The organism is Streptomyces neyagawaensis (assembly GCF_023516595.1).
In the GTDB taxonomy this organism is placed as follows: Bacteria; Actinomycetota; Actinomycetes; order Streptomycetales; family Streptomycetaceae; genus Streptomyces; species Streptomyces neyagawaensis.
This window is the reverse complement of the sequence record NZ_JAMGBG010000123.1, coordinates 17294-37444: the sequence shown is the minus strand read 5'-3', so window position 1 is coordinate 37444 and position 20151 is coordinate 17294. Positions and strand designations below refer to the sequence as shown.

Here is a 20151-nt window from a genome sequence, read left to right as displayed (position 1 = left end):
CGGGGCGGACACCCGTACGCACACAACAGTGCATGACGATGTGATCACGCGTCATCGTACGTCTGTGCACTGGGAGTTGAGAGGGAATTCCCGCAGACTCACGGGGGACCCACGGGCCTCAGGACAGCTGGAGCAGCCCCCGCAGCAGGTCGCGGCTCTCCGCCGGGGAGGGGCTGTCGTTCTGGAGCTGTTTCATGGCCCGCTCGTACTGGGCGACGTCCTCGCGCTTGTCCAGGTAGAGCGCGCTGGTGAGCTGTTCGAGGTAGACGACGTCCGAGAGGTCGGACTCGGGGAAGCTGAGGACCGTGAAGGCGCCGCTCTCGCCGGAGTGCCCGCCGAAGCCGAACGGCATCACCTGGAGGCAGACGTTGGGGCGCTCGGAGATCTCGATGAGGTGCTGGAGCTGACCGCGCATCACCTCGCGGTCGCCGTAAGGGCGTCGCAGGGCGGCCTCGTCGAGGACGCAGTGGAACTCGGGGGCCCGCTCGGAGACCAGGTACTTCTGGCGCTCCATGCGGACGGCGACCCGCTTGTCGATCTCGGCGTCGCTCGCGTCCTTCATCCCGCGGGCGACGACCGCGTGGGCGTACGCCTCGGTCTGCAGCAGGCCGTGGACGAACTGCACTTCGTAGGAGCGGATGAGGTGGGCGGCGGCCTCGAGGCCGACGTAGGTGGGGAACCAGCTGGGCAGGACGTCGGAGTAGCTGTGCCACCAGCCGGCGACGTTCGCCTCCTTGGCGAGGGAGAGCAGGGAGGTGCGCTCGGCCTCGTCGGTGACGCCGTAGAGGGTCAACAGGTCCTCCACGTCACGGGTCTTGAAGCTCACCCGGCCGAGCTCCATACGACTGATCTTCGACTCGGAGGCGCGGATCGAGTACCCGGCCTTCTCCCGGGTGATCCCCTGTGCCTCGCGCAGCCGCCTGAGATGCGAGCCCAGCAGCATCCGCCTCACCACCGACCCGCTCGATTCACCGGCGCCCACGTTCGTCCAGCCTCCCCAACTTCTTCAAGGGCCGCAGTCTGCCACTAAACCACTCCGATCCGCACTCGTCCGGTTACAGAAATGGAAAGTCTTCAACACCTGGGACGGGTGGGGCGAGGAGCGGCCGGGAGCGCCAAGAACTCGGCGGGCGGTCGAAGATGACGTGGAGAGTCGGTGGAGGTCGCTGAAAACCGCCGGTAAGTCGTCGGTTCGCGCCCGGTTTTCGGGAACAAGGTGACAGAAGAAATGTCCAGGAACCGGTACCGCCGGGTCCATTCCGGGCGCGTGCACGTGCATCTGCCCTTGCATCTGCTGTACGCATCCGAAACCATGGTCCCGCGCCACCGCTGCATCGCTACGACCGCGAACACTCGGGAGTGCCTCGCATGGGGACGAATGGATCGACCATGCTCGAACCCTTACGGCAGGGACTTCCGCCCCTCGATCCCGCGACCGTGTCCGACGCCGCCTCCTGTGCGCTCCCGCCCCGCTACGAAGCGGTGCGCGAGGCGCGGCAGTTCACGCGGGGGACGCTCGACCAGTGGCACATGGGCGAGCGGTTCGACGACATCTGTCTCGTGGTCTCGGAACTCGTCACCAACGCTCTGCGGCACGGGCTGCCCTCGGTCAACGGACACTGCCCCACCCAGAACCCTCCCGTACGGCTGCATCTGATGCGCTGGACGGAGCGGCTGGTGTGCGCGGTGCGCGACCCCAGCCATGACAGTCCCGTCGCCCGGAACTCGGACGACTTCTCGGCGGAGTCGGGACGCGGACTGTTCCTGGTCGACTCCTTCGCGGACAGCTGGGGCTGGCATCCGCTGGCCGGCACGCTCAGCGGCAAGGTCGTGTGGGCGCTGTTCCGCGTACCGCCCGCGAGCGGCGGCTCCTCGAACCGCTGACGAACCGCGGCGCACCTCCGCGCCGCGGTTCTACGCGTGTCACACCACCGGACGGCCGTCCATGAGCAGGCGTCAGGCGATCAGGTGGTCGAACTCGCCGTCCTTCACACCCAGCAGCATCGCCTCGATCTCGGCGCGGGTGTAGACGAGCGCGGGCCCGTCCGGGAACCGGGAGTTCCGCACCGCCACGTCACCGCCGGGCAGTCGCGCGAACTCCACACAGTTGCCCTGCGAGTTGCTGTGCCGGCTCTTCTGCCAGGCCACCGCGTGGAGCTCGGTCAGCTCCGTCGCGGCCATGCCGTTGTACACGTCATCCACGCCGTACACGTCGTGGTCCACAGGTAGCTCCCCGGGTGGTGCAGTGGTGCGCTCGATGCGCTTGGCACTGGTGTGGCCAGAGTTGCAGTAGTCAACTGCCCCGGATCATAGCTTCGTTCACGTGCTGTTGCATGAGCTGATGCACCTGCGCATGCACGGTCAGATGCACGTGCACGAGGGGTGGTGCCGCGATTACAGCACCGGGGCACTTGAGAGACGCATCCTGGGGCGTTCCTGTTCCCTTCGCACGTCACGTCTTCAACTTCTCGGTACGTGGCGCGGCCCCCGGAAGTTCACGGCGGCCCGTCGACGGCGGGATTCCTGATCGCACAGATTGGCGGAAAAGAAGCGGAAAGGAAGCGGCCCCCGGCGAGGTGGTGGGTCCTCGCCGGGGGCCGGGTGGGGGGCGGTGGATCAGTGGGACGCGCTCAGTGGGACGCGCTCACCGTGAGGAGTACGGAAGGAGCGCCATCTCCCGGGCGTTCTTGATCGCGCGGGCCAGCTGCCGCTGCTGCTGGGCGGAGACCCGGGTGACCCGGCGGCTGCGGATCTTGCCGCGGTCGGAGATGAACCGGCGCAACAGGTCGGTGTCCTTGTAGTCGATGTAGGTGATCCCGGCCTGGTCCAAAGGGTTGGGGCGGGACTTGGCGGGCTTCCGCTCGGGCTTGCGGGCCATGGGTCAGACCTCCAGGAAGGCGTCGAAGGGGCGCGGCAGCCGTTCCCAGGCTTCGCGCCCGGCGGCGTACTCGGCGTCGGTGAGCAGGCAGGACTCCAGCAGCCGTTCGAGTCCGTCGCGGTCCAGGCCCGGCGAGGTGAAGACCAGGTGCTGGCAGCGGTCGCCGTGCTCCGGGTGCCAGTCGAGCGCGGCGGCCGCGCGGCGCACCGGGGGCACCATGTCCCAGGCCGCGTCCGGCAGCGAGGCGAGCCAGGGCCCGGCCGACTCCACGCACAGGGCGCCGCCGGCGGCGTCCCAGTGCAGCAGGGTGTCCGGGCGTTCGGCCAGCCAGAACCTGCCGCGGCTGCGGGCGGCCGCGCAGCACAGGTCCTCCAGGGCCGCGTACAGGCGCTCCGGGTGGAAGGGGCGGTGGCGGTGCCAGACGAGGGTGGTGACGCCGTGCTCGTCGGCATCGGTGGGGAGCAGGGCGCAGGCGGGGTGCTGGGCCGCGGCGGCGGCCTCCACGTCGAACCCGGCGAGCGCTGCCGCGAGCAGGGAACCGGGCGGTGCCATGGGGGTGGTGGCGCGTTGCGGGGTGCGGGTGCGTCGTGGCTGGTCGCGCGGTTCCCCGCGCCCCTCAAGAACCGAGGGCGCCCCCTGACCCTGAATCGGCACCCGTAGCGCCGTCGGGTGGAGTTGGGAGAGGAGGGCTCTGTCCTCCTCGTCCGCCTCCTCCGAGTCGAGTACGGCGAGGACGGGGGCGTACTCCAGTTGGCGGGCGAAGGTGTCGGCGACGGTGCGTTCGTCGGTCGGGGCGGCGGCGAGGCCGGTCTCGGCGAGGTCGTCGCCGTTGCCGAGGCAGGGCAGCAGGAGGGCGGGGTCGACCGCCGTGATCACCGAGGTCAGCGGCAGACCGCTCGCCGCGACGACCTCGGCCATGGCCTTGGGTTCGACCGAGTCCCAGAGTTCGACCACCGCGAGGCGGGTGACGCCCGCCTCGGCGAGGCGCTCCAGTTCGGGGACGAGGTCCTCGCGCAGGGCGCAGCAGGCGCAGTCGTTGACGAGCGGGGTCTCGCCGGTGGAGACGATGCCCGCGGCGTCCCGGATCGTCCGCAGGACCGTTCCGTCGACGGCGGTGGACAGGTCGTGGTGCAGCGCGACGCTGCCCGGGACCCCGGCGAGCAGCGCCTCGACGGCGGCCCGCCGGGCGTCGGCGTGGAGCCCGCCGACGATCGCGACAGACAGCTGGGTCACGTCGGTCAGCCCCGCTTCTTCCCGTACCGCTTCTCGAACTTCTCCACGCGACCCGCCGTGTCCAGCACGCGCGCGGTGCCCGTGTAGAAGGGGTGGCTGACGTTCGAGATCTCGACGTCGACCACCGGGTACGTGTGGCCGTCCTCCCATTCGATCGTCTTCTCGCTCGTCATCGTCGAGCGGGTGAGGAAGGTGTGGTTCGCGGCGCGGTCCCGGAAGACGACGGGCCCGTACGAGGGGTGGATGTCCTTCTTCATCGCGGTCAGCGCTCCTCTCGGAAGTCGACGTGACGGCCCGCCATCGGGTCGTACTTGCGCAGGGTCAGCCGGTCCGGGTCGTTCCGGCGGTTCTTGCGGGTGACGTACGTATAGCCCGTGCCGACCGTGGAGCGGAGCTTGACGACCGGACGGAGTTCGTTGCGTGCCATGCTGGTATCTTACTGAAAATGAATTCCATTTACATCATCGAGCAGAGAGAGGTGCGTCACCCTTGTCCGCCCACTGCATGCTGACCGGCGCCCAGCCGGGCTTCGGCAACCGCGTCTCGCACTCCCACCGGCGCACGTCACGCCGCTTCGACCCCAACATCCAGTCCAAGCGGTACTGGCTGCCGAGCGAGAACCGGTACGTGCGGCTCCGGCTGAGCACGAAGGGGATCAAGACCGTCGACGTCATCGGCGTCGAGGCCGCCGTCGCGCGGATCCGCGCCAGGGGGGTGCGGGTCTGATGGCGAAGAAGAGCAAGATCGCGAAGAATGACAAGCGGCAGGAGATCGTCGCCCGGTACGCCGCTCGGCGCGCGGAGCTGAAGGAGATCATCCGGCGGCCGTCCTCCACGGACGCCGAACGGCTCGCGGCGCGGCGGGAGCTGGCGCGGCAGCCGCGTGACGCGAGCGCGACGCGCGTCCGCAACCGGGACAGTGTGGACGGCAGGCCGCGCGGCTACTTCCGGGCGTTCGGACTGTCCCGCGTCAGCCTGCGGGAGCAGGCGCACGCCGGGTATCTGCCGGGGGTGCGCAAGTCGTCCTGGTGACGGGCGGGGGGCGCGGGCGGCGTGCGGGGGCGGGGCAGGCGTGGGCGGGGTGCGCGGGCGGGGTCGTCATCAACGGTTCGCTGGGTTCTCACAGTTCCCGGCGAACCGGCGCCCGGGGGCTCCTGGTAGCTTGCCGCTGTCGCCGCGGCGACCGGATCCGGCCATACCTTGGGGAGACCTCAGTGACTACGGCGATGACGGCAAGGACCGCGACGAGGGGGACCTCGACCCGCCGGCGCGTGCGGGCCGGGGCCGCGGCCGCCGGGCTGGCGGCCGCGCTCGTGCTGACCGGGTGCAGCGACGACGGCGACTCCGCGGCGAAGGAACCGAAGGCCACCCCCACGGCGACGGACACGGCCGACGGCGGCACCGACTCCGGCGGCTCCACCGGCGGCGACAAGAAGCTCCAGGGCAACTGGCTCGCCACGACGGGCGGCAAGCCGGTCGCCCTGTTCGTGAACGGCGACGAGGCCGCGCTGTTCGTCGTCGGCGGCACGGTGTGCAGCGGCAAGGTCTCCGACGAGGCGAACATGCGGATGATCGAGCTGAAGTGCACCGACGGCACCAAGGACCGCACCTCGGGCATGGTCGACTCCGTGGACGCCAAGTCCCTCACGGTCACCTGGGAGGGCAAGGTCGGCAAGGAGACCTTCCAGAAGACCGAGGGCGCGCTCCCCTCGGGCCTCCCGACGGACCTGCCCACGGCGGGCTCGGGGTCCTAGGGCCCTTCTCAGTCATGGGGCGGCGGGCCGTGGAACCACCGGGTTCCGCGGCCCGTTCGTACCTTCACACCAGCACAGGCTGCGACAGCCACGAACTCTCGGGAACTTCATGCGTACCGCTCCGACCGCCATCGCCGCCGCGCTCCTCGCGGCTCTCACACTGACCGCCTGCGGCGGCAACGACGGGGGTGACGCCGGCGACGGGGGCAAGACCGCCACCGCGTCCCCCTCCGGCGACGGGAAGGGCGCGGGCTCGGGCTCCGCGTGTGTCGCCGCCAAGACCGCGTTCGAGGTGGGGCCGAGCAGCGCCGCGCCGGCCGCCGGTGACGAGGGCGCCGTGCCGGTCACCGTCACCAACAAGAGCGGTGCCCCCTGCACCGTGAAGGGCCTCGCCCACGTCGAACTGCTCGCCGGCGGGCAGTCCTTCCCGCTCGCGCCGCAGGAGGGCGCGGCGAAGGACGCCGAGATGACCCTCGCGGAGGGCCAGTCGGTGACCTTCACCATCGCCTATGTGCGCGGGGTGGCCGGGGACGCGCAGAAGAGCGCCGACGTGGACAAGCTGAGCTTCAGCCTGCCGGGCGAGAAGAAGGCCAACACCTACGACTGGCCGGACGCGGAGGTCGCCCTCCAGTCGGGCGGCACGCTGGACGCGACGGTGGGGCCGTTCACGCCGGTGGGCGACTGAGCGGTGACCCGTGGGGCCCCCTGGGTCGACCGGTGCGGCGGCCGGCGGTGCGGACGGGGCGCCCCGGTGTGTTCAGGACGGCAGACGGGGCGCGTTCATGACGGCAGTCGGGGTCGGGCCCTGACCTGGGCGCGGTCGGCTGCCTCGGCGCCCTGTTGCCAGCCGGCGGCGTCGCTGACGCCTCGTACGCGGGTGGTGACGGTGTCCGGGAACATCCGGGTGAACCGGTCGCGGACGGCGACGCCGCGGGCGGCGAGCACGGGCAGCAGGTCCTGTTCCGGGGTGCCCTCGCCCTCGGTTCGCTCGGTCCGTTCGACCTCGGCCTCGGCGGCGGCCGTCAGTCGGTCACCTATCCGGTGGGCGTAGGCGGCCAGGAACGACTGCCGGAAGGTCTTGGTCCGTTTGCGGCCGCCCTTGCGCTGGGCCGCCTCCGCCTTCGTCATCGCGGTGGTGGCCTGGACGAGGAGCGAGGTGTAGAGCAGCTCGACCGACTCCAGGTCCGCCTCGAACCCGACGACCGTGGAGAAGCCGAAGGCCTCGTTCCACACGGCCTCGCAACGGTTCGCGCGGGCCACGGCGTCGAGGAGCACGGCCTTGGCCGTCTCGTACGGCGCGTCCACCCCGATCCGGCAGGCGCCGGGCGCGTCCTTCGCGTGGGTACGGGCCGCCAGCAGCGCCTCGTCGATGCTGTGCCGGGCCATCAGCTCCTGCGCCTTCGCGCTGAGCGCCTCCGCCTCCTCGGGGAAGTCGGTGGCCTCCGCCTTGGCGAGGAGGGCGCGGATCCGGGAGAGCATCCGGGACTCGGGGTGGTGGGACGGGTGCGCGCCGGTGTCCCTGGGGCGGTCGAGGGATTCCAGGGTGGGCAGACGCAGAAGCAGGCGGTACAGCTCCAGCGCGGTCGTGGCCCGGGAGAAGCGGTCGCCGCCGGGCCCGCTCTCGGCGGCGGGCCCGGCTTCGGCGAGGGCCCGCGCCTCGTCCAGCTGGGCGGCCCAGCGGGGGCTCGGGGGCTGCCGTCGTCCACCGCCGGGCGCCCGCCCGTTCCGGTGCTCGTCGTCCCGCCCCTCCTCGTGCTCGTCGACGACGAGGCGCGCGGCCAGCCGTACGTGGGCGTCGTCCAGGTCGCGCCGGACCAGGCGTACGACGTCGGCGGGCTGCCAGCCGCGTCGCCAGGCGCCGGCGACGAACTCCCGGCCCCGCCGGGCCACCTCCGCGTCGGTCGCGGGGTCGGCGGCGAGCAGGGAGGCGCCGGTGTCGAGGGCGGCGTCGGTGTCGGCGTAGAGGGCCGCCTCGAAGGCGCGGTCCACCGTGCTGGTCGTACTCACGTGTTCGATCGTGTCATGGCGTGGGCGGGGCGGAGGTAGTGCTGGCCCTACCGCGGGACGCCCTCCAGTGGTCGTGTGCGGGCGGGCCGCGGACGGTTCGCTGGGAGTCATGACCAGGACAGAGGAAACGGGCACGTCGGGGGTACCCCGAAGGATGGCGCGACCGGGACGTGCGGGACGGCCGGGGTGGCTGAGGCGGTCGGCGGGAACGCACGGGACGTCAGGAGCACCGGCGACACCGACGGTGGCGGCGGACGCCGGGGTGTCGGGAGGAACGTCGGCCGCGGAGGGCTCGGCGGCCGTGCGGGTGCGGGGGCTGCGGCGGGTGTACGGGGACGTCGTCGCCCTGGACGGGGTGGATCTCGACTTCGCCGTGGGGACCTTCACGGCGGTGATGGGGCCGTCGGGGTCGGGCAAGTCGACGCTGTTGCAGTGTGCGGCGGGGCTGGACCGGCCGTCGGGCGGGACGGTGCGGGTCGACGGGGTCGAGCTGGGCGGGCTGGGCGAACGGCGGCTGACGCTGTTGCGCCGGGACCGGATCGGCTTCGTCTTCCAGTCCTTCAACCTGCTCCCTTCGCTGACCGCCGCCCAGAACGTCGCCCTGCCGCTGCGGCTCGCCGGGCGGCGGCCGTCACGGGGCGCGGTGCGGGCGGCGCTCGACCGGGTGGGGCTCGGCGAGCGGGCCGGGCACCGGCCGGCCGAGCTGTCCGGCGGGCAGCAGCAGCGGGTGGCGCTGGCGCGGGCGCTGATCACCCGGCCCGCGGTGCTGTTCGGCGACGAACCGACGGGCGCGCTCGACACCACCACCAGCCGCGAGGTGCTCGGACTGCTGCGCGAACTGGTGGACCGGGAGGGTCAGACGACGGTCATGGTCACGCACGACCCGGTGGCCGCGTCGCACGCGGACCGGGTGGTGTTCCTCGTCGACGGGCGGGTGAGCGGGGAGCTGACCGCACCGTCCGCGGAGGCGGTGGCGGCGCACATGGCGGGGTTGGAGCGCGGCGCCGGGGCCGGTGGATCGGGTCCGGCGGCGGAAGTGGCGGGTGCGGTAGGCAGGACGGGCGACGCAGGTGTGACGGGCGGGGCCGGCAGGGCGGGCGTGGTCGTAGGGAGGTCGTCGTCGTGCTGAGTCTGGCGTCGTTGCGGGCGCGGTGGGCCGCGCTGGTGGGGTCGTTCGTGGCCGTCGCGCTCGGCGTGGGCGTGGTGGCGGTCATGGGGCTGGGGGTCGCCGCGACCCTGGACCCGCCGGGGCGCGAACCCGAGCGGTTCGCCTCCTCCCCCGTCGTGGTGGCGGGCATCGACACGCTCACGGTCGAGGTGGAGCGGGGGTCCGGTACGGCGCGGGTGTCGAAGAAGCTGGCCCGTCCACACCCTGTGGACGAGCGGTTGCTGGCCCAGCTACGGAAGCTGGGGCCGGTGCGGACGGACGACACGGCGGCGCGGGACGCCGTCGGGGTGGACGCGCCCGTCGCGGACGTACGGGCCGTCGTCGGGGATCGGGCACGGGTGCTGACCGGGGACGACCGGCGGCGGGTCGACCCGTCGTACGAGCGGGACGCGGAGGCCCTGGTCGCCGTCAACTCGCTGCTGGGCACGGCCGCCGGGGTCACCGCGTTCGTGTCGGTGTTCGTGACGGCGTCGACCTTCGCCTTCGTCGTGGCGCTGCGCCGGCGGGAGTTCGGGCTGCTGCGGATGGCGGGCGCCACGCCGGGGCAGGTGCGGCGGCTGCTGCTCGGGGAGGCGCTGGCGGTCGGGGTCGCGGCGTCGGCGGCCGGGTGCGCGCTGGGCACGTGGGGCGCGCCCGTGCTGATCGGGGAGCTGGTGGCGGGCGGGGTGGCGCCGTCGTGGTTCGCGCTGCCGGACTCGGTCGTGTGGCCGTACCACGTGGCGTTCTGGACGGGTGTGTCGGTGGCGTTCGCGGGGGCGTGGGTCGCCGCGCGGCGGGCCGGGCGGATCGGTCCCGTCGAGGCGTTGCGGGAGGCGTCCGTGGACACGGCGGTGCTGCCCCGGTCGCGCCGGGTGATCGGTGTCGCCCTGCTGGCGGCCGGACTGGGGCTGCTGGCCTGGAGATGGGGCACGGACCCGGCGGAGCTGCTGAAGCGGAAGACGTACACCACGCAGCCGATGCTGCTGATCACCGCGGTCGCGGCGCTCGCACCCCTGCTCGTCCGGCCCCTCGTCCGGCTCATCGGCGCTGCGCTGCCCGGTGCCGTCGGTCTGCTGGTCCGCGAGAACGCGGCCACGTCCGTGCGGCGCACCGCCGCCGTCGCGGCCCCGGTCCTGGTGACCGTGGCGCTGGCCGGCTCACTGCTGGGCTCCTCGGCGACGGTCGCCGGGGCGAAGGCGGCGGAGGCGGAGGCCAGGACCCGGGCGGACTTCGTCGTGACGGGGCCGGAGGGTCGGCTGGGCGAGTGGGCCGGGCGACGCCATGGGTCCGGCGGGGCGTTCGGGACCGGGGCCGGCGGTGCGACCACGGGGGCCAGCGGTGTGACGGCCGGGGCGCGGGGGGTGGTCGATCCGGGCACGTCGGTGGTGTCCGCGTCGGCTTCTACCGCCGTGTACGTGAAGGAGGAGCGGACCGCGCTCGTCCGGTCCGATGCGCGGGCGGTGACGGATGTGGCGGCGTTCGCGGCGGTGTCGCGGCTTCCGGTGGTCGCCGGTGACGTACGGGACCTCGACGACCGTTCCATCGTCGTGAACGAGGAGTGGGAGCGGCCCGAGGTGGGCCGGTCGGTGCGGGTCTGGCTCGGCGACGGGCGCCCCGTACGCCTGCGGATCGTGGCGGTGCTCGCCCGCGGGACCGGTGACAACGGGGCGTACGTGACCGCCGCGAACGCCGGCGGCGCCGGGGTGGACCGGGTCGAGATACGGGTCTGGGGCGGCGCGGACCGGGAGGCGGTCGGGGCGGCCCTGCGGGAGTCCGGAGCCGACGGGCGGGTGTGGGCCGCCGGGGAGTGGCTGGAGGCCAACCGGCCGAAGGGCGGCGCCCAGACCCGGCTCGGACTCTTCGTGGTGCTGGGGATCGCGCTGCTGTACGCGGGGATCGCGCTGGCCGGGACGCTGCTCATGGCCACGTCGGCACGCGGGGCGGAACTGCGGTCGTTGCGGCTGGCGGGGGCCACGCGGGGGCAGGTCCGGGTGGTGGTCGCGGGTGAGGCCCTGGTCGCGATGGCGGTGGGCGCCGTGCTCGGCGCGGCGGTCTCCGCGGTCAATCTGGCGGGGCTGGCGGGAGCGCTGGGACTGCTGGGGGCGCCGGTGGGGATCTGGTGGGGGGCCTTCTAGGGAGGCCCACCGGCGCCGGGTGTCAACTTCGGGTTGACACCCCTCCCTTGTCAACCTACGGTTGACACATGACGACGAACCCGCGAGTCACGGCCTCCGTACGTCTCGACGACCTCATCGAGGCCATCAAGAAGATCCACCCGGAACCACTCGACCAGCTCCAGGACGCGGTGATCGCCGCGGACCACCTCGGAGACGTGGCCGACCATCTGATCGGCCACTTCGTCGACCAGGCGCGGCGCTCCGGCGCGTCCTGGACGGAGATCGGCAAGAGCATGGGGGTGACCCGGCAGGCGGCGCAGAAGCGGTTCGTGCCGAAGGCCGAGGCCGACCTCGACCCCGAGCAGGGCTTCGCCCGCTACACCCCGCGGGCCCGCAACGCGGTCATGGTCGCGCACGGCGAGGCCAAGGCCGCCGGGAACCCCGAGGGCCTGCCCGCCCACCTCGTCCTCGGCCTCCTCGCCGAGCCGGAGGGGCTCGCGGCCAAGGCGATCGTCGCGCAGGGGGTGTCGCCGGAGGCGGTGCGGGAGGCGGCGACGGCCGCGCTGCCGCCGGCCGTGGACGAGGTGCCCGAGCTGATCCCGTACGGCTCCGACGCGAAGAAGGTCCTCGAACTCACGTTCCGCGAGGCGCTCCGGCTGGGTCACAACTACGTCGGCACCGAGCACCTCCTCCTCGCGCTCCTGGAGTTCGAGAACGGAGAGGGCGTCCTGAGCGGTCTGGGCATCACGAAGACGGCGACGGAGGAGGACGTGGCACGGGCGCTGCGGGCGGTGACGGAGGGGCAGGGTTAGAGGCCGTCTCCGGGTGCGACCGGCTGAGAAGCACGGGGCGCGGCCCCGGTCGCTTATCAGGGGCGCGGGGAACTGCGCGAGAAACCACGACAGCCCCGCACGCGCCCGACAACAGTGGCCCCCGAGCTATTGGGCGCTCGTTGTCAGACCCCCCTGCGACACTCACCCCATGACCGACCGGTGGGCTCTCGCTCCGACCGAGGACGGTGGCGCAGAGCTCGCCCCCCTCGGCCCGGACGGGCTGCCCGCCGGACCCGTGACACGGGAGCCGGACCTCGTGGAGGCCGTGCGGCGGCGGGAGCCGGACGTCGGGCGGTGGGTGTGGCGGGCCACCGCCGAGATCTACCCCCGGCTGCTCGCCGACGGCGTCCGCGTCGAGCGGTGCTACGACATCGAGGACGCCGAGACCCTGCTCCTCGGGCACGAGGGCCGCCTCGGCGAACCCCGCTCCGCGGCCGCCGCCCTCGCCCGCCTGCGCCGCACCCCGGTCCCCCCGGACCCGCCGCTCCGCTCCGCGGAACCCGGCGCCCAGCCGTCCCTCTTCGAGCCGCGCCCCGTCCACGTCCCCCTCACCGATCTCATCGAGGTCTACGCGGACCAGCAGCGACGGCACGACACCACCGCCCACCCGGACCGGATGCGGCTGCTGACCGCCGCCGAGTCGGCCGGAATGCTCGTCGCCGCCGAGCTGAACCGCGCCGGAATGCCCTGGCGGGCGGACGTCCACCGCCAGGTCCTGCACGAGATGCTCGGCGAGCGGTACGCGGGCGGCGGGGAGCCGCGCCGGCTCGCCGAGCTCGCCGACGAGGTGTCGCAGGCGTTCGGCCGCCGCGTGCGGCCCGATCTTCCGGCCGACGTCGTCAAGGCGTTCGGGCAGGCGGGCATCCGGATCCGCTCCACCCGGCGCTGGGAGATCGAGTCCGTCGACCACCCCGCCGTGAAGCCGCTCCTGGAGTACAAGCGGCTGTACCGCATCTGGGTCGCGCACGGCTGGTCCTGGCTCCAGGACTGGGTCCGGGACGGCCGCTTCCGGCCCGAGTTCCTCGCCCACGGCACCGTCACCGGCCGGTGGGTCACCAACGGCGGGGGCGCGCTGCAGATCCCGAAGGTGATCCGCCGCGCCTGTGTCGCCGACCCCGGCTGGCGCCTCGTCGTCGCCGACGCCGACCAGATGGAGCCCCGGGTCCTCGCCGCGATCTCCCGCGATCCGGGGCTCATGGAGGTCGCCGGACGCGGCACCGACCTCTACCAGGCCGTCTCCGACCGGGCCTTCTCCGGCGACCGCGACCAGGCCAAGCTCGCCGTCCTCGGCGCCGTGTACGGGCAGACGTCCGGGGACGGTCTCAAGAACCTCGCCGCGCTGCGCCGCCGCTTCCCCAGGGCGGTGCAGTACGTCGACGACGCGGCCCGCGCGGGCGAGGAGGGCCGGCTGGTGCGGACCTGGCTGGGGCGTACGTGCCCGCCCGCGGCCGGGGCCTCCGACGCGGCGGGCGAGGAGGCGGGCATCCCCCAGGCCGAGGCCGCGCCGGACGGCGGCGACCAAGAGCAGACGACCGAGTGGGTGCCCGGGTACGCCTCCACCAACTCCCGCGCCCGCGGCCGATTCGCCCGTAACTTCGTCGTCCAGGGCAGCGCCGCCGACTGGACCCTGCTCCTCCTCGCCGCGCTGCGCCGCGCCCTCGCCGGGATGGCCGCCGAGCTGGTCTTCTTCCAGCACGACGAGGTGATCGTGCACTGCCCGGCCGAGGAGGCGGACGCGGTGGTGGCCGCCATCCGGGAGGCGTCGGAGCTGTCGGGGCGGCTGACGTTCGGGGAGACACCGGTGCGGTTCCCGTTCACCACGGCGGTGGTGGAGTGCTATGCCGACGCGAAGTAGCCGCAGGGCGGGAAGAGATACCGACGCAAGGCGCTTCCCCTCATTGCTCTGACTGCTCTCACTGCTCTCGCCCCTCTCCCTCCCGTCGCCCCTCTCGCTCCCGTCGTCCCGCTCACTCCTCCCCCAGCAGGCGGCGCAGTTCGCCCGTCACCGTCGACTCCGTGCCGTCGAGCACGGCCAGGGCGCGCCGCCATTCGTCGCGCGCCTCCTCGGTACGCCCGCCGGCCCGCAGGAGCAGGCCCCGCTGGTGGCGGGCGAGGCCGACGGCGTACTGGTCGGCGCGGCACACGGCGAAGTCGAGGAGGAGGGCGCACTCGCGGTCGGCCCGGTCGCCCTGCCCCAGTTCGCGCAGGGCCCGGACCAGACCGAGCCGCGTCTTGGACTCGCCCTGCCAGTCCTCGTCGTCGCCGAGGACCCGCAGGCTCTGCTCGAAGCTGCGGACGGCGGCGGCCGGTTCGCCGAGCCTGAGGTGGGCGTAGCCGATGTTGCAGTGCGCGGTGTGCCGTACGACGACGCTGTCGGCGATCTCGCCGAGGGCGAGACTCCGCTCGTGGTGGGCGATGGCGGCCCGTGCGTCGGTGTGTTTGACCAGGTTGCCGAGATGGCTGAAGGTGACGGCCTCGCCGTACGGGTCGCCGAGCTGCCGGGACAGTTCCAGGCTCTCCCGGAGCGCCTCCTCGCTCTCCTCGTACCGGCCGAGGCTCTCCAGCACGAGCCCCCGGTTGTTGAGGCACCGCCGTACGCACGAGACGACGCCGAGCTTCCGCCACAGCGTCAGGCCCTGGTCGTTGAGGTCGAGTGCGTCCGAGGCGCGGCCGGACATGAAGTGCAGCCCGGCCCGGTCGGTCAGCGCGAACGCCTCCGCCTCGTCGTCCCCCAGCGACCGCGCCACGTCCAGGGCGTACCCCCCGAGCACATCGAGCTCGGCGAGCCGGCCGCCCCGGTGAAGGTACGGGAAGAGGTGGCGGACGAGGGCGGGCGCGTACGCCGCCGTCCCGTCGTCGCCGCCCGGCTCGCGGGAGCAGCGCTCCACGAGGGCGACGATGTTGGGGAGTTCGCGGTCGCCCCAGGCGAAGGCCTCCTCGGCGGAGGCGAAGGGTTCCGTGGCGGTCGCTGCCGGTTCCGTCGGGGTCGTACGGAGCCGTTCGTCGCGTTCGTGGCCGGGCGGGAGCAGCACCAGCAGGCTCTCCCGGGCACGGGCGGCATACCACCGGAGGGCTTCGGTGATCTCGCCCCCGGCGGCGGGGCCGGTCCTCGGGTCGGCCGGCGCTGTCGTCGTGTCGGCCGCACCGGGCCGGGTTGTATCGGTACGGGCCGTACCGGGGCGAGCCGTATCGGGGCGGGCCGCGCCTGTCCGAGCTGTGCCGGTCCAGGCCGCGTCTGTCCGGGTCGCGTCTGTCCGGGGCGCCTCTGTCCGGGCCGTGTCGGCGAGTTCACGGGCGAAGTGGCGGACGAGGTCGTGGGGGACGTAGCAGCCGTATGTCGTCTCCTCCAGCAGGGCGACGTCGACGAGGCGGTCGAGGGCGGCCTCGGCGCGGCGTTCATCGATGCCGGCCAGGCGGGCGAGGAGGGGGGCGCCGTAGGCGGGCAGGTCGAGGGCGCCGACGAGGTGGAGGACGTGGGCGGCGTCGCCGTCGGCCTCGCGGGCGGAGGCGCGCAGGGCCTCGTGGGCGACGGCGAGGGAGCGGCGGACGCTCAGGTCGTCGTACTCGAGGTGGTGCAACCGGCTTTCGGTGGCCGCCAGTTGGCCCGCGAGCGCGTCCGGGGTGAGCGCGCGGCGGGCGGCGAGGCGGGCCGCGACGACGCGGAGGGCGAGCGGGAGCCGCCCGGTCAGCGCGACGAGGGGGTGCGCGGCGTCGAGCCCGGCCGCGCGTCCGGACGCGGCGCGCAGCAGCGCGGCACTCTCGTCGTCCGACAGCGGGGCGAGCGGGAAGCGATGGGCGCCGTCCAGCGCGGTGAGCGGGGAACGGCTCGTCACGATCACCGCGCACCCGGCGCCGGCCGGCAGCAGCGGGCGTACCTGCGCGGCGTGCGCGGCGTCGTCCAGCACCATCAGCGTGCGGGTCGGTGCGAGCGTCGAGCGGAGCAACGCGGCTGCCGCGTCCGGGTGTTCCGGGATGCGGCGCGGGTCGGTGCCGAGGTCGCGGAGGAGGGCGGCGAGGGCCTGGGCCGGCGTGAGGGGGGTCATGCCCGGGGTCGCGCCGCGCAGGTTGACGTACAGCTGGCCGTCCGGGAAGCGGTCGGCCAGCTCGTGGGCGAGGTGGAGGGCGAGGGCGCTCTTGCCGACACCGGCCATGCCGCTGATCACGACGGGTTCCGCGGCCGCCGGGCGACGCGCGGCACGGGAGGGGGCGTGACCGGGGCCGTGGCCGCCCGGTGGGCGCGGTTCGCGGGCGGCGCGCCGCGCGGTGTCCCGTACGCCGTGGCCGCGGGCCGGCGTGGTCACGGCGAGCGCGGCGCGCAGCTCGGCCAGGACTCGGCGACGGCCCGTGAAGTGGGCGGGCGGAGGCGGAAGTTGCGCCGGGCGCGGGGGCTCGGGGGCGGGCGGGTCGGCGGTCGGCGGGGCCGAGGGCGTGTCCTCGCCCTCCCGGAGGATCTCCAGATGGGCCTCGCGTACGGCGGGGCCCGGGTCCACACCGAGTTCGTCGCGGAGCCGGTCGCGGAGGTCACGGTGCACGGCGAGGGCCTCGGCCTGACGGCCGGTGCGGTGCAGGACGAGCATGAGGAGGCGGTGGAAGGCCTCCCGCAGGGGGTGCTCGGCGACGAGGGCGGCGAGTTCGGGGGCGAGGGCGGTGAGGGCGTGCGCCTCCGCGTGGGCCGCGGTGCCCGCATGGCCCGCGGCGCCGTCGGCGGCGTCGGCGGAGCCGCGTGCGAGGTGGAGTTCGGCGTCGTAGCGGCGTTCGAGGAGGAGCAGCCGGGCCTCCTCCAGGCGTTGGACGAAGGCGTGCGCGCCGAAGTCCCCGGCGGGCAGGCCGCCGAGCGGAGTGCCGCGCCAGAGGTCGAGCGCGGCGGTGGCCTCGCGAACGGTGCGGGCCCAGTCGTGGGCGGCGTGCGCGGCCCGCGCGGCGGCGGCGCGCGCCTCGAAGACCCGGACGTCCAACTCGCCCTCGTCGACCCGCAGGAGGTAGCCCGGCGGTACGGCGCGCAGCCGGTCGGGGTCGTCGAGGAGCCTGCGCAGCCGGGTCACATGGTTCTGGAGGGAGGCCTGGGCGGACGGCGGCGGCGACCCGTCCCACAGCACGTCCTTCAACGCGTCGACGGACACGACACGGCCGGGTTCGAGGAGCAGCGCGACGAGGAGAGCGCGCACCTTGCCGCTGCCGACGGGGCGTACGGCACGGGCGTACGGGTGGTCGGTGCGGGCGTCATGGGCGTCGACGGGGCCGCCATCGTTGTCGGGGCGGGGGTGGGGGCGGGAACCGGAGTCGGGGCCGGGGGCGGGACCTGAGTCTGGACCGGCGTGGGGACCGGGGGCGAGGGCGGTGTCGCCGTCGGGTGTGTCGGAGGCGTCGTACAGCACCGGCGGACCCAGCAGTCCGAACCGCAGCCCGTCCCGCATAGCGTCCGTCCGCTGCCTTCCCGTGCCGTCGTTCCGGACCGCGCCCCCCGGCGACTCGCGTCGGCCCGCGCCGACTCTCCCACGGCTTCCGTACGGTCCCGGTAGGACCGTTGGGCACATGTTAGCGATCCGTTGGCGGGACCTGATGTGATCACTTCATCGGATCCGGCGCCGACGGCGCACGCGGACGACGCGTAGCTCGGGGGAGCGCCGCCGCCGCTGCCGGGTCCGGAAACGCGCGGTGCCCCGGTCGGTGGAGGTGAACGACCGGGGCATTCGTGTGCGTACGCGAGCGCCTGGCGGATGGGCGCCGTTGGCCGGGTGGCGATTCCCGGCCCCCGGGTGGAGCCGTCGGCCGGGGCTACAGGATGGGTGGGCGGCCCAGTCGGGTGAGGCGCCAGACGGTGCGCCAGTGCATGGGGCGGCGTTCGCCGCCCGACTCGCGCCAGCCCTCCATGAACCCGCCGAACCACGCGCGCAGTCCGCCCGCCGAGCGGGTCCGCAGCAGGGTGATGAGCACCCACACCCCCAGATGGACGGGGATGAGGAGCAGCGGGAGCCGACGGCGGGACAGCCAGACACGGTTGCGGGCGTTGACCCGGTAGTAGATGGCGTGCCGGGCGGGCGACGTCTTCGGGTGCTGGAGGAGCAGTTCGGGGGCGTAGAGCACGGTCCAGCCGGCGTCGATCGCCCGCCACGCCAGGTCCGTCTCCTCGTGCGCGAAGAAGAACTCTGCGGCCCAGTCGCCCGTCTCGCGGAGCATGGCCATGGAGAGGGCGTGTCCGCCGCCGAGGAAGCCGGTGACCGGGCCGCCCCGCAGGGGGTCCTTGGCCCCGACCCTCGGCACGTGCCGCCGCTGGGTCTCGCCGGTCTCGTCGGCGATACGGAAACCGACGATGCCGAGGCGCGGCTCGGCGACATACAGGTCCCGGACGCGGCGCAGGACGTCGGCGTCGACGAGCAGTCCGTCGTCGTCGAGTTCGACGACGATGTCGACATCCCCGAACGCGCGCAGCCGCTCGATGGCCACGTTGCGGCCGCCGGGGCAGCCGAGGTTCTCGTCCACCTCGATCGGCGTGACCTCGCCGGGGAGGCCGAGCCGCTCGGCGAACTCCGGCAGCGGGCACCCGTTGCCCACGATGACGATGCGTGCGGGCGCCAGGTCCTGCTTGGCCACGGACGCGAGCAGCGCGTCCACCTCGGCGGGCCTGTTCCCCATCGTCACCACGGCGACGGCGACCCGAGGCCCCTCCTCCGCGTCCGTCACGACACCAACCCCATCCCGTCGACCGACCATCCGAGACAGCCGACGAGCCCCCGCAACCGACCGACTGATTACCGCCGGATGCTAGCCGTTCACGCCGACGACTTCTCAGAGACGCCCCAAGTACGCGGTTGCCGACGGCGAATGAGGGTGGATGCGGGGGTGCTACCGCTTCCCGCTGCCGCCCCGCCGCTCCTCCCTCCGGCGTACGAACTTGAGCCCCGACCAGTCGTCGCCGAGGGCGGCGACCTTCACGTCGACGACGCCGAGGGGGAGGAAGAGGTCGCGGAGGGCGTTCTCGGTGATGTCGCTGGTGTGGCCGGCCGCCTTGCGGGGCCAGGCGATCCAGAGCATGGCCGGGTCGGCGAGGTCCGCGACCAGTCCCGGCCCTTCGGCGGCGAGATCGCCGTGCGCCCGGTAGAACGCGACGACGACATCGGCGCCCCGAGGCCCGCCCTCGGCGATGTCGCACCCTTCCGGCAGCCCCGGGATCTCCCATCCGGGCGGCGCGTGCAGCAACCGCACCCGCTGCCCGGCCTTGACGCCGATCTTCTTGGCGAGCGGCGTACCGGAGTACCCGCCCCCACCCGAACCACCACCCATGCCCGACCTCCGAGGTAGAAGACACACGCCTCCACCCTTCCGGCATGACAGAACCGCGCCCCCGACACAACCTGGGCGGGCCGGACGGGGGCGACGAGAGCACGGGAGGGGCGGAGGACGCGGTGTCGGTGCGGGGCGAGAAGGCCGGGAAAGGGGCGAGGCCCGGCGCGGGGGCGTGCCCCGCGGTGACCGCCGACCGGAAGCCGCTGACCAGAGGCAGGTGGCCAGGGCCCCGGGGTCCGGCTAGCTCTTGGCGTCCGGCTTCCAGTCCTGGACGAGGAGGCCGAGGAGCACCTCGTCGAGGAACTCGCCCATCACCCAGGCCGAGGAACGCAGGACGCCCTCGCGGACGAAGCCGTTGCGCTCGGCGGAGCGGAGCATCGCGGTGTTGTCGGACAGCGTCTCGATCTGGAGCCGGTGCAGGCCGCGCACGACGAACCCGTAGTGGCACAGCACGGCGACGACGTCGGTGCCGTAGCCCTTGCCGCGGGAGGACGGCAGCAGCCCGAGCCCGATGTGGGCGCACCGGTTGTGGTTGTCGATGCCCCAGAGCGTCGCGGTGCCGACCAGGGTGTCGCCCGCCAGTTCCACCACGGAGAACTGGACGACTCCGTCGTTCTTGCCGTCCACGAACAGCCGCGGGTCCTTCGAGTCGGGTGTGATCGGCCGCCACGGCCCGGCCTCGGCGCGCGCGGCGTTGGCCACGTCGTCGTAGAGCTCGGTCCGCAGGACCGGGATGTCGTCCTCGTACCGGGCCCTGAGCCCGACCTTGGTCCCCTTCAGCATGCGAGCTTCCTATCCGACCGCCCGTACCGGCGGCAAACCAATAAGCGATCTCCGCGTCGGGGCGGGCCGGTCCGGCATCGCACGTGACATCAACGTCCACCACTGGGCGTCCGGCT

20 protein-coding genes are annotated in these 20151 nt (G+C 73.5%); 9 read left to right on the top strand and 11 right to left on the bottom strand.

Annotated elements, in window-relative coordinates; all coding sequences use genetic code 11:
• Positions 1-118 precede the first annotated feature (118 nt).
• A complete protein-coding gene (locus M8J73_RS35795) occupies positions 119-955 on the bottom strand; it encodes a Sco1979 family transcriptional regulator (RefSeq protein WP_492012104.1) in 837 nt (278 codons plus the stop codon).
• A 434-nt stretch (positions 956-1389) separates the two neighbouring features.
• Here M8J73_RS35795 and M8J73_RS35790 point away from each other — a divergent pair, with 434 nt between their 5' ends.
• Positions 1390-1884, top strand: a complete 495-nt coding sequence (locus M8J73_RS35790; protein WP_249829540.1) for an ATP-binding protein — start codon at positions 1390-1392, stop codon at positions 1882-1884.
• A gap of 72 nt (positions 1885-1956) precedes the next feature.
• On the opposite strand, the gene M8J73_RS35785 is transcribed toward M8J73_RS35790, so the two are convergent.
• The 5 genes from M8J73_RS35785 to rpmG all read right to left on the bottom strand — a co-directional run bounded on the left by M8J73_RS35785 (position 1957) and on the right by rpmG (position 4538).
• A complete protein-coding gene (locus M8J73_RS35785) occupies positions 1957-2223 on the bottom strand; it encodes a DUF397 domain-containing protein (RefSeq protein WP_055543410.1) in 267 nt (88 codons plus the stop codon).
• 421 nt (positions 2224-2644) lie between these two features.
• Positions 2645-2878 carry a 30S ribosomal protein S18 gene (gene rpsR / locus M8J73_RS35780; protein WP_055712106.1) on the bottom strand — a complete coding sequence of 78 codons (234 nt, stop codon included), beginning with the start codon at positions 2876-2878 and terminating at the stop codon, positions 2645-2647.
• A gap of 3 nt (positions 2879-2881) precedes the next feature.
• A complete protein-coding gene (locus M8J73_RS35775) occupies positions 2882-4111 on the bottom strand; it encodes a CobW family GTP-binding protein (protein ID WP_249829539.1) in 1230 nt (409 codons plus the stop codon).
• A 5-nt stretch (positions 4112-4116) separates the two neighbouring features.
• Entirely contained in the window at positions 4117-4368 is a 252-nt protein-coding gene (locus tag M8J73_RS35770) for a type B 50S ribosomal protein L31 (RefSeq protein ID WP_055542189.1), read from the bottom strand.
• Between the two features lie 5 nt (positions 4369-4373).
• Positions 4374-4538 carry a 50S ribosomal protein L33 gene (gene rpmG, locus M8J73_RS35765; RefSeq protein WP_055542188.1) on the bottom strand — a complete coding sequence of 55 codons (165 nt, stop codon included), beginning with the start codon at positions 4536-4538 and terminating at the stop codon, positions 4374-4376.
• 62 nt (positions 4539-4600) lie between these two features.
• On the opposite strand from rpmG, the gene rpmB reads away from it, so the two are divergent.
• The 4 genes from rpmB to M8J73_RS35745 all read left to right on the top strand — a co-directional run bounded on the left by rpmB (position 4601) and on the right by M8J73_RS35745 (position 6549).
• A complete protein-coding gene (gene rpmB, locus M8J73_RS35760; protein WP_055542187.1) occupies positions 4601-4837 on the top strand; it encodes a 50S ribosomal protein L28 in 237 nt (78 codons plus the stop codon).
• Positions 4837-5142 (top strand): 30S ribosomal protein S14, encoded by a 306-nt coding sequence (rpsN, locus tag M8J73_RS35755; protein WP_055542186.1) that lies wholly within the window; start codon positions 4837-4839, stop codon positions 5140-5142. Before rpmB ends, rpsN begins: the two co-directional genes overlap by 1 nt.
• Before the next feature lie 194 nt (positions 5143-5336).
• Complete coding sequence (locus M8J73_RS35750) at positions 5337-5864, top strand: hypothetical protein (protein WP_249829538.1); 528 nt, start codon at positions 5337-5339, stop codon at positions 5862-5864.
• Between the two features lie 109 nt (positions 5865-5973).
• A complete protein-coding gene (locus M8J73_RS35745) occupies positions 5974-6549 on the top strand; it encodes a DUF4232 domain-containing protein (RefSeq protein ID WP_055542896.1) in 576 nt (191 codons plus the stop codon).
• 95 nt (positions 6550-6644) lie between these two features.
• Here the strand turns inward: M8J73_RS35745 and M8J73_RS35740 are convergent, their stop codons facing one another.
• On the bottom strand, positions 6645-7871 hold the full coding sequence (locus M8J73_RS35740; RefSeq protein ID WP_055542895.1) for a DUF2786 domain-containing protein: 1227 nt from the start codon (positions 7869-7871) through the stop codon (positions 6645-6647).
• Between the two features lie 301 nt (positions 7872-8172).
• Between M8J73_RS35740 and M8J73_RS35735 the strand changes: the two genes are divergently transcribed.
• The 4 genes from M8J73_RS35735 to M8J73_RS35720 all read left to right on the top strand — a co-directional run bounded on the left by M8J73_RS35735 (position 8173) and on the right by M8J73_RS35720 (position 13823).
• Positions 8173-9000, top strand: coding sequence for an ABC transporter ATP-binding protein (locus tag M8J73_RS35735; RefSeq protein WP_372504079.1), 828 nt, complete (start codon positions 8173-8175; stop codon positions 8998-9000).
• Positions 8994-11153, top strand: coding sequence for an ABC transporter permease (locus tag M8J73_RS35730; RefSeq protein WP_249829536.1), 2160 nt, complete (start codon positions 8994-8996; stop codon positions 11151-11153). Before M8J73_RS35735 ends, M8J73_RS35730 begins: the two co-directional genes overlap by 7 nt.
• A gap of 68 nt (positions 11154-11221) precedes the next feature.
• The gene (locus tag M8J73_RS35725) at positions 11222-11947 is read left to right on the top strand and encodes a Clp protease N-terminal domain-containing protein (RefSeq protein WP_107465369.1); all 726 of its coding nucleotides are present in this window, start codon (positions 11222-11224) and stop codon (positions 11945-11947) included.
• A gap of 169 nt (positions 11948-12116) precedes the next feature.
• A complete protein-coding gene (locus tag M8J73_RS35720; protein ID WP_249829535.1) occupies positions 12117-13823 on the top strand; it encodes a bifunctional 3'-5' exonuclease/DNA polymerase in 1707 nt (568 codons plus the stop codon).
• Between the two features lie 112 nt (positions 13824-13935).
• On the opposite strand, the gene M8J73_RS35715 is transcribed toward M8J73_RS35720, so the two are convergent.
• The 4 genes from M8J73_RS35715 to M8J73_RS35700 form a co-directional block, all read right to left on the bottom strand.
• Entirely contained in the window at positions 13936-17382 is a 3447-nt protein-coding gene (locus M8J73_RS35715; protein WP_249829534.1) for an AfsR/SARP family transcriptional regulator, read from the bottom strand.
• 361 nt (positions 17383-17743) lie between these two features.
• Entirely contained in the window at positions 17744-18679 is a 936-nt protein-coding gene (locus tag M8J73_RS35710; RefSeq protein ID WP_055541375.1) for a glycosyltransferase family 2 protein, read from the bottom strand.
• A gap of 132 nt (positions 18680-18811) precedes the next feature.
• The gene (locus tag M8J73_RS35705) at positions 18812-19249 is read right to left on the bottom strand and encodes a DUF3052 family protein (RefSeq protein ID WP_055541374.1); all 438 of its coding nucleotides are present in this window, start codon (positions 19247-19249) and stop codon (positions 18812-18814) included.
• Between the two features lie 243 nt (positions 19250-19492).
• A complete protein-coding gene (locus M8J73_RS35700; protein ID WP_055541373.1) occupies positions 19493-20035 on the bottom strand; it encodes a GNAT family N-acetyltransferase in 543 nt (180 codons plus the stop codon).
• Between the last annotated feature and the right edge of the window lie 116 nt (positions 20036-20151).

Bases quoted from the DNA above. Each gene is read 5' to 3' on its own strand.
- M8J73_RS35720 (WP_249829535.1), top strand. From the start codon at position 12,117: ATGACCGACCGGTGGGCTCTCGCTCCGACCGAGGACGGTGGCGCAGAG.
- M8J73_RS35705 (WP_055541374.1), bottom strand. From the start codon at position 19,249: ATGGGTGGTGGTTCGGGTGGGGGCGGGTACTCCGGTACGCCGCTCGCC.
- rpsR (WP_055712106.1), bottom strand. From the start codon at position 2,878: ATGGCCCGCAAGCCCGAGCGGAAGCCCGCCAAGTCCCGCCCCAACCCT.
- rpsN (WP_055542186.1), top strand. From the start codon at position 4,837: ATGGCGAAGAAGAGCAAGATCGCGAAGAATGACAAGCGGCAGGAGATC.
- M8J73_RS35790 (WP_249829540.1), top strand. From the start codon at position 1,390: ATGCTCGAACCCTTACGGCAGGGACTTCCGCCCCTCGATCCCGCGACC.
- M8J73_RS35750 (WP_249829538.1), top strand. From the start codon at position 5,337: ATGACGGCAAGGACCGCGACGAGGGGGACCTCGACCCGCCGGCGCGTG.
- rpmG (WP_055542188.1), bottom strand. From the start codon at position 4,538: ATGGCACGCAACGAACTCCGTCCGGTCGTCAAGCTCCGCTCCACGGTC.
- M8J73_RS35725 (WP_107465369.1), top strand. From the start codon at position 11,222: ATGACGACGAACCCGCGAGTCACGGCCTCCGTACGTCTCGACGACCTC.
- M8J73_RS35700 (WP_055541373.1), bottom strand. From the start codon at position 20,035: ATGCTGAAGGGGACCAAGGTCGGGCTCAGGGCCCGGTACGAGGACGAC.
- M8J73_RS35710 (WP_055541375.1), bottom strand. From the start codon at position 18,679: ATGGTCGGTCGACGGGATGGGGTTGGTGTCGTGACGGACGCGGAGGAG.
- M8J73_RS35770 (WP_055542189.1), bottom strand. From the start codon at position 4,368: ATGAAGAAGGACATCCACCCCTCGTACGGGCCCGTCGTCTTCCGGGAC.
- M8J73_RS35745 (WP_055542896.1), top strand. From the start codon at position 5,974: ATGCGTACCGCTCCGACCGCCATCGCCGCCGCGCTCCTCGCGGCTCTC.
- M8J73_RS35715 (WP_249829534.1), bottom strand. From the start codon at position 17,382: ATGCGGGACGGGCTGCGGTTCGGACTGCTGGGTCCGCCGGTGCTGTAC.